Genomic DNA, 17,582 nt, shown 5'->3' with positions numbered 1-17,582 from the left:
CTTACCGCGCGCGACGAGGCGAGGAGTGTGCTCAGTGGGGATTGGTGCCGCCGATTTCGTCGCTGATAGTGGCCAGCCAGGTTTGGGCTTCCTCCAGGCCTTCCACAGCTTTGACCACACTGGCAATGCCGAGAAGGTGCTCCATCAATAATTTCCGCATGGGGAGATTGTTCTCGTTGGCTTGTTCCTGTAAAAACAGGAACGCTTGTGCGCTGATATCGTCGATCTGCATTTGTTGCGAGTCTTGACGATAGTCTACGAGGCTGACGACCTTTGACATTACCATGCTGATAACTCCTCTAGTGATGGGCAAAAGTATACGGTTGTAGCCCTGCCGTCGCGCTTCGTAGATACACCTACCGGTGTAAGCCGAACTACTGACCACTGTGGCAATACTGTGTTGTAGTGGAATAATTAAGGATCAACTGGACTATGTCTGACTCAATCGTGATTGGCGCTGATGGCGTCGAACAGATGCCGTTAAAGGCCTACACCGAAAAGGCGTACCTGGATTATTCCATGTACGTCATCCTTGATCGCGCGTTGCCGAATATCGCCGACGGCCTCAAGCCCGTGCAGCGCCGCATTGTTTACGCCATGAGCGAATTGGGTCTGAAGGCCAATGCCAAGTACAAAAAGTCTGCCCGTACCGTGGGCGATGTTATTGGTAAGTTTCACCCTCACGGCGACAGCGCGGTGTACGAGGCGATGGTGTTGATGTCCCAGGACTTCTCCTACCGCTACCCCCTGATCGACGGTCAGGGTAACTGGGGCTCCCCCGACGACCCCAAGTCCTTCGCGGCGATGCGGTATACAGAGTCGAAGCTGACGCCCTATGCCGAGGTGCTGCTGAGTGAGCTGGGGCAGGGTACCGTGGACTGGACGCCGAATTTCGACGGTGCTTTGGATGAGCCGGCGATGCTGCCGGCTCGGGTGCCGAATATCCTGCTTAACGGTACCACCGGTATCGCCGTGGGTATGGCCACCGATATTCCGCCGCACAACCTGCGCGAAGTGGTCAGCGCGGCGGTGCGCCTGCTGGACGAGCCAAAGGCCACAGTCGCCGAGCTGTGCGAGCATATTCAGGGGCCGGACTTCCCCACCGATGCTGAACTGATTACCGCTCCGGAGGATATTCGTAAGATCTACGAAACCGGGCGGGGCTCGTTGAGAATGCGCGCGCTATGGCAAATGGAACACGACGATATCGTGATTACCGCACTGCCCCACCAGACCTCGGGTTCGCGGGTGTTGGAGCAGATTGCCCAACAAATGCAGGCCAAAAAGCTGCCGATGGTGGTTGACCTGCGCGACGAGTCAGACCATGAAAACCCGACGCGGCTGGTGGTTGTGCCGCGCTCCAATCGGGTTGACTGCAAGGCCTTGATGAAACACCTGTTTGCCACCACTGACCTTGAGCGCAGTTACCGCGTCAATATGAACATGATTGGTATCGATGGCCGCCCACAGGTGAAAAGCCTCGATAAGATTCTCGGCGAATGGCTGGAGTTTCGCACCACGACGACTCGGCGGCGTCTTGAGTACCGCCTGGATAAGGTACTTAAACGACTGCATGTGCTCGACGCACTGCTTATCGCGTTTTTGAACATCGACGAAGTGATTGCGATCATCCGCGAGGAAGACAAGCCCAAGCCGGTACTGATGGCGCGTTTTGGTATCACCGATGTTCAGGCCGAGGCCATTCTTGAGCTGAAATTGCGCCACCTGGCCAAACTGGAAGAAATGAAAATCCGCGGCGAGCAGGAAGAGCTGGCCGCTGAACGGGATAGTCTGGAACAGACTCTGGGTTCAACTCGCCGAATGAAAACCCTGGTGCGCAAGGAATTGCTGGCGGCGGCAGAGGAGTTTGGTGACGACCGCCGCTCGCCCCTGGTGCAGCGTGAAGAGGCGAAGGCCTTCGCCGAAGAAGATATTTTGTCTGCCGATCCGGTTACGGTAGTGTTGTCTGAAATGGGCTGGATCAGATCTGCCAAGGGGCACGATATCGATCCTGCAGCGCTCAGTTACAAGTCGGGCGATCGCTTTAAAATGGCCGCCAAGGGGCGCAGTAACCAGCCCCTGGTGCTGCTCGACAGTACCGGGCGCAGTTACAGCGTCGCCACCCACAGCCTGCCCTCTGCACGGGGACAGGGCGAGCCCTTGACCGGGCGGATCAATCCGCCTTCGGGAGTCAGCTTTGAGGGTATGCTGCTGGGGCGTGATGACCAGTACTTCCTGTTGGCCTCGGATGCCGGCTATGGATTTATCACTCGCTTGGCTGACCTGCACAGCAAGAATAAGGCGGGTAAGGCTGCGTTGACCCTGCCCAAGGGTGCGAAGGTGATGGCTCCAGTGCCGGTCGCGGCTATAGAGGAGCACTTTGTGGTCGTGGTGACGACTGAAGGGCGGATGCTGGTCTTCCCTGCGGCCGACTTGCCGATTATGCCGCGAGGCAAGGGTAACAAGCTGGTAGGCATTCCTTCCGCGCGGGTGCAGTCTCGTGAAGAATATATGGTTGCGATGGTGGTGATGGGCCAAAACGACAGCATCAAGGTGTATTCGGGCAAGCGCCACCTGGGACTGAAACTGTCAGAGCTGGAACACTATATCGGCGAGCGTGGCCGCCGCGGTCACAAATTGCCGCGGGGCTTCCAGAAGGTCGATGGTATTGAACTGGTGAGCGCCAGCTGAGTGAGACCCTCAGCTGGCGGTAGACTCGCTGGAGTGACGCTGTAGCGAGTCGAGGTCGAGAGACTTCAGCTGCATATACTGCCGTTGCAGCAGTTCGTCATAGGGAGGCTTCATACTGCTCAGCTGACTGCCGCGGCAGTTGGCCCAGGCGTCCAGTCGCTCGTGGTTGCGGCAGTTGTGATCCAGCCAGGTGTCCGCTCCCTCGGCGGTGGCCCGCTCCAGTCGTTCCACTGCTTCGCACTCTGCTGCCTGGCATACCCACATCGTACCTTCGATACTCACTTTGGTGATCCCTGCTCGACATTTGAAACCGCGGTCCAGTTTCTGCATCAGGTCCGCGGCACACAGCGCGCGAAACAATGGATGGTCACATTGCTGCAGGGTGTTAAACCGCATGCTGATGCCGTTGTGACGGTGAATGAGTAATTCACCGTGGTAGAGCCGGGCTATGGCCTCGGCTCGGGAGTAGGCCAGCTGGCGTTGCAGGGCGAAGCGGTCAGGGGCCATCTGCGCCCGGCAGTCGCTATAGGCTTGCCAGTGGCAATGCATCATATAGTAATCGCGGTAACGCTTTTCCCCGACTTCCATCAAGCGAATATGGGGGTTGTGGATTTCCTGCAGCAGCTCACCCAGGCTGTCTTCGCCCGGATAGGGAGCTTTGTCGTCGCGCAGGGGCTGTGCAAGCCGCGCCTGGGCGAGACGTAGATAGTGTTCGAGGGAGCGCGTTGGCACCGCCACCAGCGCGTAGCTCAGGGCGCAAAGAATTATGGTGAGTAATAACAGAGTTTTGCCCAGGTCGCGGATCTCATTGCCAATCATTTCCCGGTTCAGCGAAAGCTGAACCCGGCCCAGACGCCCGTCGGCGGCGACGCCGGCTTCATAATTCAGGTTTTCCTCGCGCTTTATGCCGGCCTCGGCGACCGCATCGCCACGGGCATCGGAAATGCTGCCGTAGACGATCAGCGGGCTGTTGATATAGTCCTGCAATATCGCCTGAAGGCTGACCCGGTCGTTGCGCAGCAGCGACTGCTGGCTCTGCGATGCGAGCTGGTTGGTCCATTGCTGGCCGATCAATCGGGTGGTTTCCAGCAGAATCTGCTTGCTGGCCGTCATGCTGGTGACCAACAGAGTCAGGCCTGCAATAGCGCAGATCAATGCGGCGATCAGGCCGCACTTGGTGGTCAGCGGCAGGCGCAGAAGCTGTTTCAGCATGGTGGTGGATCCCTAACCGGTTCAGGATTATCTCGCGGGAGTATACCAAGCCTTGGCGTGGGGTACGCCATGTGATCTTACTTGGGTGCGCGGCAGAAGGCGGCTACAATAGCGCGATTGCCAAGGGGGTAGCGTGAACGAAATCATCATGATCAACATAGCCGGTGACGACAGACCCGGTGTGACAAGCTCGATAACCGGTATATTGGCCGATCACGACGTCACTGTGCTGGATATTGGTCAGGCGGTGATTCACGACACATTGTCGTTGGGCTTACTGGTTGAAATGCCGGCGGGAAGCGAAGCGGCGAATATTCTCAAGGATATACTGTTCCGCTGCCATGAAATGGGCCTGCAGGTGCGGTTTTTGCCGGTCAGCGACGAAAGTTACGGCGTGTGGGTCTCGGGGCAGGGCAAGCAGCGGCACATCGTGACCCTGCTGGCGCGCAAGATCAGCGCGCGGCATATCGCTCGAGTGACTGAAATTGTGTCCCGCTATGGGCTGAATATCGACCGTATCGATCGTTTGTCCGGACGTGTGCCGCTGGGTGGTGTCGAGGAAAAGTCCAAGGCGTCGGTGGAATTATCGGTGCGGGGCTACCTGGAGGACGCGACGGATTTTCGTCGCGAGCTGCTGCATCTTGCCAGCGAGATGGACATTGATATCGCTTATCAGGAAGACAGCATGTATCGGCGCACCCGCCGTCTGGTGGCCTTCGACATGGATTCGACGCTGATCGAAGCGGAGGTGATCGATGAGCTGGCCCATGCGGCCGGGGTGGGCGAGCAGGTTGCCGCGATTACCGAACAGGCGATGCGCGGCGAATTGGACTTTACCGAGAGCTTTGCCGCGCGGCTGAAATTACTCAAGGGCCTCGACGAATCGGTGCTGGCCGACATCGCCGAGCAATTGCCGATTACCGAGGGCGCAGAGCGTCTGGTGTCGACCCTCAAGAAGCTCGGTTACAAGACGGCGATTTTGTCCGGGGGCTTTAATTATTTTGGCGAATATCTCCAGCGCCGCTTGGGCATCGATTATGTCTACGCCAATGAGCTGGAAATTGTCGATGGCAAGGTCACCGGCGAAGTGCAGGGCGTTGTGGTGGACGGGCAGCGCAAGGCCGAGCTGCTGAGAGAAATTGCGCGCCGTGAAGGCATTGATCTTGAACAGGTTATCGCCGTGGGTGACGGTGCCAACGACCTGCCGATGCTGAGTATTGCCGGCCTGGGTATCGCCTTCAGGGCCAAGCCGATTGTGCGCGCCAATGCCAAACAGTCGATTTCGACCCTGGGCCTCGATGGCATTCTGTATCTGCTCGGTATCAGCGACCGGTTGACGGTCGCGGCTCAACTGAAGGCGGCGAATTCGTAACCCATTTCCGGGGTCGGGTCCTGCACGTAACTGCCCTGAATAAAGTCAGGGCCGAGCTGCCAGAGTATGGCAAGGTTGGCGGCGCTGCTGACATTGGGTATCAGCACGCGACTGTTGAACTGACGTGCCCCGTTGATAATATCGCGAATCTGCTCTGAGTTGAGGGTGTCGCTTTTGCGCACCCCTGGTTTGACCATACACGGGCGAATGTGGGAGAGAAATTTGTTGCCGCCTTTGCTGCGGCCAAAGTTGCGCACCGCCATTTCCACCCCCAAGTGTTGCAGTTGACGGTAGCAGTCCAGCGCCGGCTTCAGCGCCTTGGCGATACTTTCTTCACTGAACTGTAATGACAGAGCACTGCCCGGCAGGCCTGCGGCCTTCATCGCCACGCTGAGCCATGAGCAGAACTCGGTGTCGTGGAAGACATTGCCACTCAGGTTGATAATAAGTTTGATTTCCTCGCCACTTTGGCGCTTTTTCGCCAATTGTTTGGTGGTTTCGACGACAATCCACCGATCGAGTTTGTTGTTGAGAGGCTCTTGCTCAATAACCCGCAGCATCTCCCCGGCGGAAACTTCCCCTTCGCGCCAGTCCTTCACATCGAGAAAGGCTTCGTAGTGGTCGCCGTAGGCATCGCTGAGGTTGATAATCGGCTGAAACAGCAGCTGCAGGCGGTTGTCGGCAAAGGCCTCGTTAACCACCTCGCCAATACTGCTGGAGTTGACCAGATCCTGGCGCTCCTTGGTGTAGACCTCGGCGGTGTTGCCGCCGCTATCGGAGATCCTTTGTATGCCGATGAAGCAGCTGTCGAGCAGTGAGCGGACGTCCGGCGAAGTGAGGTGGTTAATCGGCAGAATTGAAGCGCTCAGGGTGCACTGCTGGGACTGCTTGCGCAGCTCAAAAATTTCACCTTCAACACTTTGCAGCAGCTCTGTGGCCAGATCGAGGGCGCGACTGGTGGGCACGTGGTGGGCGATCACGCCAATCAAATCGTCGCCGACACGGCCGTAATGCTGAGCGGGCAGATGGGTTTGGATGTGGTTGGTTAACAGCTTGATAAAGTCCTCGGCGTCACACAGCCCGAGGTCCCGCCGCAATTCACTGAATCTGTCCACGGCGATCAAGATCAGACTGCTGTTGCTGTCCCGGTGCTGATCAACGAAATCCTGCAGCAATTGATGGAAGTAGACCCGGTTGGCGAGCCCGGTGGTGGCGTCAAGCAGGCCCGAGGATAGTGCGCCATTGTCTTCCTGCACTGTGAGTTGGATGCAGGCTTCGCCGTCATAGCTGGCACTGTCACAGGCCACGCTGTAATGCTGCTCACTGCCATCGGCGTGGACAAAGCTCAATTCCAGGTGGGTTGCGTCCTTGCCCTTCTGTAATTTTTTCAGGGCACTTTTGAAGCGCTCCTGATCCTTGTTGCTGATTAGGTCGACGATGGGGAAGCCATCCAGTTCCTCGTGTCCCAAACGCTGACAGAATATTTCGTTGGCATAGATAATCATGCCGTCGGTGATATAGGTGACGGCGTCCTGATGGTTGCTCAGCAGCAGCGCATTGCGCTGACGCTCCTCGTCCAGCTCGGTCTCCAGTTGGCGCAACTCACGACGGGTCTGCAGTGCTTGCAACTCACGCTGGGCATAGAAGAACAGTCGCTGGACGTTATGGGTGCTCAGGGTGATCGAAATTGACTCGTCGGGTGGGAGGGCGGCTTCGTCATCGTGGAGGTAAATCAGCGGCAAATCGGCGTTTTCATGGCGCAGTATCTGCCCGCACTGGGCGATAGAAAACGGGGCGTGGGCGGCATTGAAGAACAGCAGGTCGCCGTTTTCCCGGCGCAGAATCTCGCTCAGCTGTTCACTGTTTTGTATGCTTTGCGGGTGTGCGACTTTGCCGGCGCGCCGAAACGTACTGACGAGTGCTTGTGCGTCAGCGTCGGGCAAGCCGACCAGAATCAGGTTGATGGCGGTTTCGCGCTTCATATTGCCTCTTTGTTGTGCGCCGCTGAGCGGGTTTGATTAAAGTATGTCCCAAAGTCTGGTGAACTCTTCATCGCCCTCTTCCCGCTGTGGAGCTGTATCGGCCTTTGTTTTTGTTTGCTGAACACCTTGCCGCAAGGCTTTGTAGGTAAACAGTTTGTAGGAGCTGGAATGATCGAGCAGTTCCTGCAGCTTGATGCGCATGACATGGCCGGGTCGAAGCAGCTCTACGGTCTGGTCCTTGTCAAAGCTGGCTACGCTGGTCAGTAGCACCCGCGGGGCATGGTCTGAAGGGTTTTCAGGTAGCAGCATGGCGCGCTGATATTCATCTACCGCCAGGCCGGCGTGAACCAATCGGGCGCTGTAGGGGGTTGCTGCGGTGGCGATGGCTTCCAGTCCCATTTGATGGCTGTCGTCGCTGCGTAGCCAGCGCACGATGGCGATGCGCCAGCTTTCGTAGTCGCTGGTTTTAACACCGATAACTTCGCCGGTGCGAATGCGTGACTCGGCGGACTCAGGCCACTCGATGCGATAGCCCGTAGCACTGCGGTCGAGTATGCGGGCGCGCAAATATTGGTAGGGTTTTTCTACCGCGGATTTCTTCTTGCGGTTGGGCAGCTCGTAGTCGATGTTCTCGATGGTCATGCCGTGGTGCTTACGCTGCCAGCCAGGGGTGTCGGGATCATAGTCCCGGGTGTCGCGACTGAGGTTGTGTCCCCAGGAGTCGCCATTGCTTCCCGCAAAGGGGTCTGCGCGCAGCTCGGCGTCGTCGCTGTCGATTTCAAATTGATCAAAGGCGAGCTGATTACCAATAAAAAAGTGGGTTGCGTTCATGCCGACGGTAATCAGTGTGGCCTCATTGCAGGGGATGCGCTCCGCGGCCCGCGCCGTAGAGGAGCTCCATGCCGTGCTGAGCTGCGCGAGGATCGTGTTCGATAACGGAAAGGTGCCTGTCAGCTTCCCTGCGGGAATCAGGTTTTGCAATACGCTGTGGCCACCCTGTAGCAGGTCGGTGTTCAACCCCAGCCAGCCTGGCGACGGCGCCCTGGCCAGTTCCCGGTATGTCGACGGGGCGTCTTCTTCGGGGTTGAGCAAAAATACGCAGGTTTCCAGTTGCTTCTGTTGCAGCTCGACACTGCTGCTCCAGTAGCGCAGCGCGCGAAACAGGGTTTCGATGTAGCGCTGAGGCAATTGGTGGGTGCGACTGGTAGCCAGTAATAATGGTCGAATATAGGCCTGCTGCAGCGTGCTATCACCCAACGACTTGTCAGTGATGCGGTATTTGTTCAGCTTCGCCGCCAAGGCAACTTGAAATATACGGTGCAAATTCAGCCAAAAGCCCGATGGCGGCGAGCGATACAGTTGGTAGGTGCGCAGCAAGACACAGCTTTGCTCCGACAGTGCTCGATGCAGACAGCAGGCCATGCTCTCCTTGGGCTTAATCAGGCGCGACCCTTGGCTCATGCTGACATAGGCTTGACAGTAACCTGTGGCCAGCAGCGAATTCAGGGTGTCCGCCAGTAGCACAATCTTTTCTGCCTTGGGTGGCAGCACAATCGGTTTGTTCAGGAAGTGTTGGGCCAGCCCCGAAGCGACAAAGTGTACATGGGGTCGAATCTTTTCCAGTATCTCGAAGCGTTCCTTGCCCTTGCAGTTAACGTGGCTGAGCTCGGTGAGTGCCTGATAGAGCCGGCGAGTGGTTTCGCCGATATTGGCGCGAGGGAGCGCCTGCAGCCATTTCTCGACCGCACTGCTGTCCAGCTCAAATAAGCTGTGCTCTGTGCGATTAATTTCCGGCAGCGGAACGAGCAGGCTGGTTGGGCTGTTCATAACGTCCTATCAGTGAATGTTCGTGCGCCGTTGTAACGAGGCACATTAAGTCTATGTTTCTACTTGGTAATTCATCATAGTGCAAGTGGTGTTTTACTGTGGGCGCCCGGGTCTTCCCGAACCAGCTTGGGCACGAGGTAGCCCGGCAGGTTCTTTAGAATTGTATTAACCAACTGCCTGGCCTCCTTCACTTCGACACTAAAGTGCCGGGATCCCTGCACCTTGTCCAGTATATGCAAATAGTAGGGCAAGACTCCAGACTCGAATAATCGGTGGCTCAGAAGGGTGAGGTCGTTCGAATTGTCGTTGACTTCTCTGAGTAATACGCTTTGGTTCAGCAGAGTTACACCTTTTCCGCGTAGCTGGGCGAAGGCCGCATCTGTCGCGTCATCCAATTCCTGATGATGATTACAATGTATAACCATTACGGTGCGCAGGCGGCTTTGGGTCAGAATATTTGTCAATGACGGTGTAATTCTTGCCGGTAGCACCACGGGCAGTCGCGTGTGCAGGCGCAGCGTGCGCACATGGGGGATCGCGGCGATATGCTCGATCAGCTGGCCAAGGTAATTGTCGGGAGCGGTCAGTGGGTCGCCTCCGCTGAGAATGACCTCGTGGATTTCCGGTCGCCCGGCCACGTAGTCCAGGGCTTGCGCCCAGCTGTCGCTGCTTTGGCGATTGTCGCCATAGGGGAAGCTGCGGCGAAAGCAATAGCGGCAGTGTATGGCGCAGGCGGGGGTGGAAACCAACAGCACTCGCCCGTGGTATTTGTGGATGATGCCCGGCACGGGGTTGGCCTGTTGTTCTTCCAGGGGGTCGTTGCTGTAACCCGGGCTGGGCGCCATTTCTTCCGCGCGAGGCAGAATTTGCAACAACAGTGGGTCGTGCCAGTCACCGGGCTTCATCTTGGCGACAAAGGCTTCGGTGACGCGCAGGGGAAAGTCCGCTAGAGCCGCAGCGATATCGGGCTGATCCTCCGGATTCAGTTGCAGGCGGTCCAGCAATTCAGCGGGGTCGCGAATCATATTGCGCAGCTGATCCTGCCAATCTGTAGTCTGCCAATGTGACGAGTTAAGAGGTATCATTGTGCCCTTTTAAAATTACGCTTCTAATTTGTCGCCGAGGAAAGTCATGGCCAGCTATTCTACCAATGAATTCCGTTCAGGATTAAAAGTAATGCTCGACGGCGAGCCTTGCTCCATTCTGGATAATGAATTTGTCAAACCCGGTAAAGGTCAGGCCTTTAACCGCGTCAAACTCCGCAACCTCAACTCCGGTCGGGTCTGGGAGAGAACCTTCAAGTCCGGCGAGTCCCTGGAAGGGGCGGATGTCATGGATCAGGAGATGGAATACCTCTACAACGACGGTGAATTCTACCATTTCATGGATCCCAACAGCTTTGAGCAGGTTCAGGCCGATGCAAAAGCGGTTGGCGACGCGAAAAACTGGCTGAAAGAACAGGATCTGTTCACCGTGACGCTGTACAACGGCGCGCCATTGTCAGTGACACCGCCAAATTTTGTCGAGTTGGAAATTGTCGAGACCGATCCCGGCCTGAAGGGCGACACGGCCCAGGGCGGCACCAAACCGGCCCACCTGAGTACCGGTGCGGTGGTGAAAGTGCCGCTGTTTATCAGCCAGGGCGAGGTGATTCGCATCGACACCCGCAGCGGCGAATATGTTAGCCGGGTGAAAAGCTAAATTGAGCGACTGGCGACCCTCGGCGTCGATCGCGGCGCTGAGACGCCGCGCTGAACTGCTGGCGCGGCTGCGCCAGTATTTCGCTGATCAGGGAGTCATGGAGGTCGAGACGCCACTGCTGGCGTCGGCACCGGTGACTGACCCAAATATCGACGCTATCACCACTGCCCATCCCGCTGGTGGTGAGCACCCTATGTATTTGCAGACCTCTCCGGAATTCGCCATGAAGCGACTTTTGGCGGCGGGTAGTGGGTCTATCTATCAGATATGTAAGGCATTCCGCTGTGGGGAGAGGGGGCGTCGCCACAATCCTGAATTTACCATGCTGGAATGGTATCGCACTGATCGCGACTTCGGCGGTTTGATTGACGAGGTGGTGGCGGTGGTTCAGCTCGCGGTGGGTTCGCAACCGATTCTGCGACTGACCTATGCCGAGGCCTTTGCCCGTTACTGCGATCTGGATCCATTCGGCGCCAGTCTGAGTGAGCTCCGTGACTATGCTGCCCGGAATATGGAGCTGTCCTTCGACTCCGACGACCGGGATCTGTGGTTGCAGCTGCTGATGTCGACTCAGGTGGAGCCGGCGATGCCCGAGGATCACATCGTGGTGGTCAGTGACTTTCCCGCCAGCCAGGCGGCCTTGGCCAAGGTCACCTGCGTTGATGGGCGGGAGGTGGCCCGTCGATTTGAAGTGTTTTATCGCGGCATGGAGCTGGCCAATGGCTACGATGAGTTGCGCGATGCGGGGGAGCTGCTTCGCCGAATTCGCCGCGACCATGAGGTGCGTCAGGGGGCTGGGCAGTCGCTGCCGCCCATTGATCGCTTGCTATTAAAGGCAATGCAGGCGGGGCTGCCCCAGTGTGTGGGTGTGGCGATGGGGCTGGATCGGCTGGTGATGCTCAGCAACGATGCCCACCGCATTGACGAGGTGATAGCGTTCCCGCTGGAGCGCTGCTGACTCAGGTGTCGCTGACGGGTGACATTGCCGCTGTGGCCAGCGCCTGTCCTAGCCGTGTCGGCGTTGTCGCGGTGAACTTCTCCAGCCATTCGATCTGATCGTGGCCGAACAGCAGAATCACCGTCGAGCCGAGTTTGAATCGGCCCATCTCGGCACCTTTTTCCAGGACGATCGGCTCCTGGCTCTTCTGATAGTCGTGGCGAATAACCTCGCGCTTGATCGGCGCAACCTGTCCTGCCCAGACGGTTTCTATGCCGGCGACGATCATCGCGCCGACCAAAACCATGGCCATGGGGCCAAACTCCGTGTCGAAGACACACACCGCGCGTTCGTTGCGGGCGAACAGTCCCTGCACGTTTTCTGCGGTCACGGTGTTAACTGAAAACAGGTCGCCGGGTACGTAGGTCATGCTGCGCAGGGTGCCGGTAACCGGCATGTGCACCCGGTGATAGTCACGGGGCGAAAGGTAGATTGTGGCAAAGCTACCCTCGGCAAAGGTTGCTGCCAGCTCGGGATCGCCACCCAATAATCTATGCAGGCTGTAGTCCTGACCCTTGGCTTGAAATATCCGCCCTTCCTGAATGTTGCCCAGCTGGCTGATCGCGCCGTCGGCGGGGCAGCACACTCCCTTGGGGTCGTCGTCGATGGGGCGGGCGCCGTCGCGCAGGGCTCGGGTGAAAAACGCGTTGAAGTTGCTGTAATGGGCGGGATCAGGTTCCGCCGCTTCACTCATATCGACCTTGTATTGCTTGATGAAGCGGGTGATCAGCAGATTCTTCAGCCACGGTGCTTCGCACTCGGCGAGTCGCCCGACAAGCCGTGACAGCAGGTGCTGAGGAATGATGTGCTGGAGGATAATAAAGACGATATTCACATTCGGCTCTCTGTGTTGTTGGCTCGCGGGGAGGTCGAGCCATTCGTGGCAAATCGGTGAGGTGCTGGCAGGATTATCCAGCACAAGCCCACCTCGATCAATTTTAACCTTGGTCGGCAAAGGGGCTTATTGATTGTCGAGGCTGGCAATGATCTGGCGATAGCTGGCCATGCGCTGAGGATGAATGGCGCCGTCCTCGCAGGCGGCCAACAGGGCGCAGCCGGGTTCGTGGGCGTGGCTGCAATCGCGAAAACGGCAGTGGCCGATAAATGGCCGGAATTCCATAAAACCCTCCAGTACCTGTTGGTGGTCGAGATTCCACAGGGCGAATTCCCTTATTCCCGGCGAGTCTATCAGGCTGCCGCCCTCGGCAAAGTGATAAAGGCGAGCTGCGGTGGTGGTGTGACGACCCTTGGCGGTGGCCTCTGACAGTTCTCCGACCTTGGTTTCGGTGCCGGGCAGCAAGGCGTTGACCAGAGATGATTTACCCACCCCGGATTGCCCGACAAAGGCGCTGATGTGGTCGCGCAGTTCTGCCTTGAGGGCAGCAAGGCCGTCATCGTTGGCGCAGGAGGCGTGGATCACGTCGTAACCAATCTGCTCGTAGCGGGCGCACATCGCGATCAGATCCTGGTGGCGGTTCACGTCAATCAGGTCAGATTTATTCATTAACAGGGTGGGCCGTATGCCGCAGGCCTCGGCGGCGACCAGGTAGCGGTCGATCAAGTTCGCGTGGGCGTGGGGTTCCGGGGCGAACACCACAATAATACGGTCGATATTGGCCGCCACGGGCTTCAAGCGGTTGAAATTGTCCGGGCGCTCCAGCAGTGATTGGCGCGGCTGTCGGGCAACGACGACCCCGGTGGGCTTGCCCTCCCGCCAGATAACGTGGTCGCCGGTGACCAGGCTGTCGATATTGCTGCGCACATGGCAGCGTTGGCGAGTGCCATCGGCCGCCTCTACGTCGAGCTGTTGACCGAAGTGGCTGACCACAGTGCCGGTTTGCTCGGGGCCAAGTTCGCCCTCATTCAGCGCCGCTTCGGTTTGAGTGGCGCGGCGTTGGGCGCGCTCACCCCGCTCCGACTGGATTTTTTCGATGCGCCAACGCTGCTGGCGGCTGATTCGACGTTTGCTCATTGGGCGGTGCCCTAGTGAATTTTGGCTAATCTTACCCGATGAACTGCTACAATCCATCAAATAAGGTGTCATAAGGCATTGAACCGAGGCGAATTGGAGAAAAGCTCGATGTCAAAGGAAACAAATCTGATCTGGATCGATCTCGAAATGACTGGGCTTGACACCCAGAACGACCACATTATCGAAATTGCCACCGTTGTGACCGACGCTGACCTTAACACCATTGACGAAGGTCCGGTGCTGGTCATTCACCAGCCCGACGAGGTGATGAATGCGATGGACGAGTGGAATACACGGCAGCATGGCGAGTCGGGCTTGACCAAGCGGGTGCGCGAAACCTGTATGACCGTTGACGAGGCGGAGCGACTGACCCTGGAATTTCTCTATAAACACGTGGATGAAGGGGCGTCGCCGATGTGTGGCAACAGTATTTGCCAGGATCGCCGCTTTTTGGCCCGGGAAATGCCTCGGCTGGAGCGCTATTTTCATTACCGCAATCTGGATGTCAGTACGCTCAAGGAGCTGGCCAAGCGCTGGCATCCCGAGGTTGCGGCGGGTGTGAAAAAGAAGGGGAGCCACTTGGCGTTGGACGATATTCGCGATTCCATTGCCGAGCTACAACATTACCGCAAGCACTTCCTGAAATTGCCCTGACCGCCCTCGGTGGGGCTTTCGTCCCGCCGCCGTCTTCGCTCCTTTACTACTTCCCTCCCTAGTCCCTTAGGTACAAGACCGTATCAGTTTTGTGATGTGTTCGATGTAAATTTATCGTGTGCGCTACTGTCAAGTCGCGTCAGTGCGGGACATTTGTCCCGGCAAACAATAAGAACGGTGGGAAATGTAATGATGAAACCAAGTACCCTTGCGCTGGCGATCGCCATGGCCGCACCCGCTTATGCCGATGTGCAGTACAGCAATTTTTATGTGTTCGGCGACAGCCTGCTCGATTCCGGTAATTTTGGCGGACGCCGTTTCACCAACCGGGTGGGTGATTTCAGCAGCGGGGAATACGCCCGTGTCGCGCCGCAGTACCTGGCCGAGGCCCTTGGTATCTCGCTGGAACCCGCCGCCGGCGCCGGTAACAACTGGGCGGTAGGGGGCTATGAAACCTCGGATATTCTGAATTCCATCAATGGCAGCGGGTTGGCCCTGCCGCGTAATGGTACGGTCGTGAGGCCATCCTTTCTGAGCGAACAGCCGCGTATTGACCCCCGCGCACTGATTATGATCGACGGTGGCGGCAACGACTTCCTTAATGGTACGGCCAACGATCAGGCCTCCATTATCGCCTCGGCGCGACGGCTGTTGGGCTCCGCAGAGCTGCTGCACAATGCGGGTGGCAATTATATTTTGCTGTCTAATCTGCCAGACCTGGGGAATACGCCGGCCTTGCAGGCACAGGATCTCAGTGCGCCGGGCAGTGCCGCCGCTGCATCGGCGGGGGCGGCTGGGTTTAATTCCGCATTGGAAGCCTTTTCCGTAGCCGGGCGCGCCAATCTGGTTCCGGTCGATCTTGCCGGACTGATTAACTATGTTTCGACGAACGCCGAGCAGTTCGGTTTCGCCGCCGGGGTGAATACCAGTTACCCCGGGGTATTGGGGAGTTTTGATCAGCGCTATATGTGCTTTGACGATGCCGGTGGTGATTGTATTGAACACCCGGAGTTCGGTATCGACGGAGCGACCCCCGACCCGGATAAACTGATATTCAACGACGGCGTGCACCCCACTGGACGTATGGGAGAAATTACCGGTGATTACCTGATCGACGTGGTAACTGCGCCCCAGGAGGCCGGACTGATACCGGAGTTGGGGCTGAATATTATGCGTGCTCAACAAGGGCACTCTGTGGCTGCGCAGCGTCAGCTGGTGGCGAATCCCGGAAGTAGCCGCTGGGTGCTCAGTGGCGTGGCGATGGATGCCGAGCAGTTTGGCGACAGTGAAAACCGGTCGCTGAGCGTTGGGTTCACTGATGCGCTCAGTGACCAGCTCGATGCGGCGTTGATGATTGGCTTTGCCAGTCATGAACTGGAGTCGCAAAAATCCTCATTCTCGGCCAGCAGTGTCGGCGTGTCCGGTGCGTTGAACTTCCGCGACGGCAACTGGCGGGCACAAGGTGGCGGCGGCTTGTCGGTGGTGAATTACGATACCCTCGACCGCCGCGTGCGCCTGGGTGATCAAGGCGTGACGGCCCGGGGTGGCAGTGACGGCTTTGGCTGGCACTTCGACGGTCTGCTCAGCTATCAAAGCTTTGCCAACGACCACCTTGCCCTGCGCCCCGCGATGGGTGCGCGCTATCTAAAGGCTGATGTTGATGGTTACCGTGAATCCGGTGGCGAGGTATCCAATTACGAATGGGGTGAGCAGAGCCGTTCCAGTCGAGTGGTAAAGGCCGGTGTGTTGGCTGAGCTGCGCTTGGCCCAGCACGTGAACGCCCATGTTGAAGTGTTTGCCGCCAGTGAGCTTGAAGATCAGGATGAAACGATTGAAGTGCGCAATCGCAATCTCGGCTTCGACTCCTACACGCTGCCCTCCTATCGCGCCGATGGCGACAGCTTTGCTGAGGCCAGTGTCGGCATTAGCGCACAGGCCGGTGACTCAACCATGGCAGTGAGTTTCGATTACAGCGGCGAAGGCGAGGGACGCGAAGCACTTACCCTGCGTTACTCCCGTCCGCTCTAATACCTTGGCGGTGTCAAAGTCGTGCCGGTCAGTGCTGACCGGCTTTTTCCCGTTGTTCCTCAAGGGCCCAGTCAATATGTTCTCTGGTGACGTCGCTGGCTATATCGCGCTGGCCAAGCAGTGCCTGCATTATCTCCTTACTTGCTGGCGCGTTGCCAAGGCCGATCGCGAGGTTTCCTAGCCAGCGCTGATAGCCGATGCGGCGAATCGGCGAACCGGCGGTGCGCTCCAGAAATTCGGCCTCGGTCCAGCGAAACAGGCTGAGTAATTCGCTGTTGTCGAGCTGGTGGCGGGGGGAGAAATCCTGTTCGGCGCTGCTGTGGGCGAACTTGTTCCAGGGGCACACCAGCTGACAGTCGTCGCAGCCAAATACCCGGTTGCCCATGGGGCGTCGCAGCTCCTCCGGGATACTGCCTTTCAGCTCAATCGTCAGGTACGAGATGCAGCGCCGGGCATCAACCTGGTAGGGCGCGACGATTGCGCCGGTGGGGCAGCCCTGTAAACAGGCCGTGCAACTACCACAGTGGGCGGTTTGCTGTGGTGGGTCGATGGGCAGTGGCGCATCGGTATATATTTCACCCAGAAAGAACCACGACCCGGCGCGGCTGTTGATTAACATGCTGTTCTTGCCGATCCAGCCCAGCCCTGCCTGTTCCGCGTAGCCCCGTTCCAGTACCGGTGCGCTATCGACAAAGGCGCGATGGCTACTCCCGGCGTGCTCACCCAGCCGCTCTGCCAGTTGCGCCAGGCGCTTGCGAATCAGCTTGTGGTAGTCGCGGCCCAGCGCATAGCGTGAGATATAGGCTTTGTCGGGGTTGTCCAGCACCTGTTGTGGGTCTTCACCCTCACGCAAATAATCCATGCGTGCACTGATGACCCGTACGGTCCCCGGCAGCAGGGCATCGGCATCGGCGCGTAAATCGGCGTGACGGGCCATATAGGACATCTCGCCGTGGAAGTCCTTTGCTAACCATTCCCGCAGGCGTACCGCGTGTTGAACATTGTCTGCCGGGCCGATGCCAATATGGGCAAAGCCCAGCTCCTTCCCCCAGGTTTTTACCTGGGTGGCGAGGTCAGCATAAAATTTTTCCGTGTCGGCGGCGTCCATCAGCTTACGTTCAGTATCGGGAGAGGTATCATGGGCGC

At 57.9% G+C, this 17,582-nt stretch carries 14 protein-coding genes; 6 read left to right on the top strand and 8 right to left on the bottom strand.

Annotated features, from left to right (window positions below; translation table 11 throughout):
• Positions 1-31: 31 nt before the first annotated feature.
• Positions 32-286 (bottom strand): hypothetical protein, encoded by a 255-nt coding sequence (locus HCU74_RS16825; RefSeq protein ID WP_168451573.1) that lies wholly within the window; start codon positions 284-286, stop codon positions 32-34.
• Positions 287-432: 146 nt separating this feature from the next.
• On the opposite strand from HCU74_RS16825, the gene parC reads away from it, so the two are divergent.
• The gene (gene parC, locus HCU74_RS16820) at positions 433-2,691 is read left to right on the top strand and encodes a DNA topoisomerase IV subunit A (RefSeq protein WP_168451572.1); all 2,259 of its coding nucleotides are present in this window, start codon (positions 433-435) and stop codon (positions 2,689-2,691) included.
• A 9-nt stretch (positions 2,692-2,700) separates the two neighbouring features.
• On the opposite strand, the gene HCU74_RS16815 is transcribed toward parC, so the two are convergent.
• The gene (locus HCU74_RS16815; protein ID WP_168451571.1) at positions 2,701-3,903 is read right to left on the bottom strand and encodes a hypothetical protein; all 1,203 of its coding nucleotides are present in this window, start codon (positions 3,901-3,903) and stop codon (positions 2,701-2,703) included.
• Positions 3,904-4,036: 133 nt separating this feature from the next.
• Here HCU74_RS16815 and serB point away from each other — a divergent pair, with 133 nt between their 5' ends.
• Positions 4,037-5,275, top strand: a complete 1,239-nt coding sequence (gene serB / locus HCU74_RS16810) for a phosphoserine phosphatase SerB (RefSeq protein WP_345889702.1) — start codon at positions 4,037-4,039, stop codon at positions 5,273-5,275.
• Here serB and HCU74_RS16805 read toward each other — a convergent pair.
• The 3 genes from HCU74_RS16805 to epmB form a co-directional block, all read right to left on the bottom strand.
• Positions 5,251-7,257: an EAL domain-containing protein gene (locus tag HCU74_RS16805; RefSeq protein ID WP_168451570.1), complete on the bottom strand. Its 2,007-nt coding sequence runs from the start codon at positions 7,255-7,257 to the stop codon at positions 5,251-5,253. The genes serB and HCU74_RS16805 overlap by 25 nt on opposite strands.
• 36 nt (positions 7,258-7,293) lie before the next feature.
• Entirely contained in the window at positions 7,294-9,084 is a 1,791-nt protein-coding gene (locus tag HCU74_RS16800) for a hypothetical protein (RefSeq protein ID WP_168451569.1), read from the bottom strand.
• Positions 9,085-9,158: 74 nt separating this feature from the next.
• Positions 9,159-10,169 carry an EF-P beta-lysylation protein EpmB gene (gene epmB, locus HCU74_RS16795; protein WP_168451568.1) on the bottom strand — a complete coding sequence of 337 codons (1,011 nt, stop codon included), beginning with the start codon at positions 10,167-10,169 and terminating at the stop codon, positions 9,159-9,161.
• Between the two features lie 46 nt (positions 10,170-10,215).
• Here epmB and efp point away from each other — a divergent pair, with 46 nt between their 5' ends.
• On the top strand, positions 10,216-10,785 hold the full coding sequence (gene efp / locus HCU74_RS16790; RefSeq protein WP_168451567.1) for an elongation factor P: 570 nt from the start codon (positions 10,216-10,218) through the stop codon (positions 10,783-10,785).
• Position 10,786: 1 nt separating this feature from the next.
• A complete protein-coding gene (epmA, locus tag HCU74_RS16785) occupies positions 10,787-11,743 on the top strand; it encodes an EF-P lysine aminoacylase EpmA (RefSeq protein ID WP_168451566.1) in 957 nt (318 codons plus the stop codon).
• 1 nt (position 11,744) lies between these two features.
• On the opposite strand, the gene asd is transcribed toward epmA, so the two are convergent.
• Both asd and rsgA read right to left on the bottom strand, forming a co-directional pair.
• On the bottom strand, positions 11,745-12,617 hold the full coding sequence (asd, locus tag HCU74_RS16780) for an archaetidylserine decarboxylase (RefSeq protein ID WP_168451714.1): 873 nt from the start codon (positions 12,615-12,617) through the stop codon (positions 11,745-11,747).
• A gap of 126 nt (positions 12,618-12,743) precedes the next feature.
• The gene (gene rsgA / locus HCU74_RS16775) at positions 12,744-13,754 is read right to left on the bottom strand and encodes a small ribosomal subunit biogenesis GTPase RsgA (RefSeq protein ID WP_168451565.1); all 1,011 of its coding nucleotides are present in this window, start codon (positions 13,752-13,754) and stop codon (positions 12,744-12,746) included.
• A gap of 108 nt (positions 13,755-13,862) precedes the next feature.
• Between rsgA and orn the strand changes: the two genes are divergently transcribed.
• Complete coding sequence (gene orn, locus HCU74_RS16770) at positions 13,863-14,408, top strand: oligoribonuclease (protein ID WP_168451564.1); 546 nt, start codon at positions 13,863-13,865, stop codon at positions 14,406-14,408.
• Between the two features lie 189 nt (positions 14,409-14,597).
• Positions 14,598-16,436 (top strand): autotransporter domain-containing protein, encoded by a 1,839-nt coding sequence (locus tag HCU74_RS16765; protein ID WP_168451563.1) that lies wholly within the window; start codon positions 14,598-14,600, stop codon positions 16,434-16,436.
• Positions 16,437-16,464: 28 nt separating this feature from the next.
• Here the strand turns inward: HCU74_RS16765 and queG are convergent, their stop codons facing one another.
• The gene (gene queG, locus HCU74_RS16760) at positions 16,465-17,544 is read right to left on the bottom strand and encodes a tRNA epoxyqueuosine(34) reductase QueG (RefSeq protein WP_168451713.1); all 1,080 of its coding nucleotides are present in this window, start codon (positions 17,542-17,544) and stop codon (positions 16,465-16,467) included.
• Positions 17,545-17,582: the final 38 nt, after the last annotated feature.

Origin of the sequence: Spongiibacter thalassae (assembly GCF_012272835.1) — a bacterium.
In the GTDB taxonomy this organism is placed as follows: domain Bacteria; phylum Pseudomonadota; class Gammaproteobacteria; order Pseudomonadales; family Spongiibacteraceae; genus Spongiibacter; species Spongiibacter thalassae.
Note: the sequence above shows the minus strand (reverse complement) of the source record. Positions and strands in the feature narration are given on the sequence as shown.

What these genes read in the sequence shown, in the direction of transcription:
- rsgA (WP_168451565.1), bottom strand. Translation starts at nt 13,754, where the DNA reads ATGAGCAAACGTCGAATCAGCCGCCAGCAGCGTTGGCGCATCGAAAAA.
- HCU74_RS16815 (WP_168451571.1), bottom strand. Translation starts at nt 3,903, where the DNA reads ATGCTGAAACAGCTTCTGCGCCTGCCGCTGACCACCAAGTGCGGCCTG.
- HCU74_RS16765 (WP_168451563.1), top strand. Translation starts at nt 14,598, where the DNA reads ATGATGAAACCAAGTACCCTTGCGCTGGCGATCGCCATGGCCGCACCC.
- HCU74_RS16805 (WP_168451570.1), bottom strand. Translation starts at nt 7,257, where the DNA reads ATGAAGCGCGAAACCGCCATCAACCTGATTCTGGTCGGCTTGCCCGAC.
- queG (WP_168451713.1), bottom strand. Translation starts at nt 17,544, where the DNA reads ATGGACGCCGCCGACACGGAAAAATTTTATGCTGACCTCGCCACCCAG.
- HCU74_RS16800 (WP_168451569.1), bottom strand. Translation starts at nt 9,084, where the DNA reads ATGAACAGCCCAACCAGCCTGCTCGTTCCGCTGCCGGAAATTAATCGC.
- orn (WP_168451564.1), top strand. Translation starts at nt 13,863, where the DNA reads ATGTCAAAGGAAACAAATCTGATCTGGATCGATCTCGAAATGACTGGG.
- efp (WP_168451567.1), top strand. Translation starts at nt 10,216, where the DNA reads ATGGCCAGCTATTCTACCAATGAATTCCGTTCAGGATTAAAAGTAATG.
- HCU74_RS16825 (WP_168451573.1), bottom strand. Translation starts at nt 286, where the DNA reads ATGGTAATGTCAAAGGTCGTCAGCCTCGTAGACTATCGTCAAGACTCG.
- parC (WP_168451572.1), top strand. Translation starts at nt 433, where the DNA reads ATGTCTGACTCAATCGTGATTGGCGCTGATGGCGTCGAACAGATGCCG.
- epmB (WP_168451568.1), bottom strand. Translation starts at nt 10,169, where the DNA reads ATGATACCTCTTAACTCGTCACATTGGCAGACTACAGATTGGCAGGAT.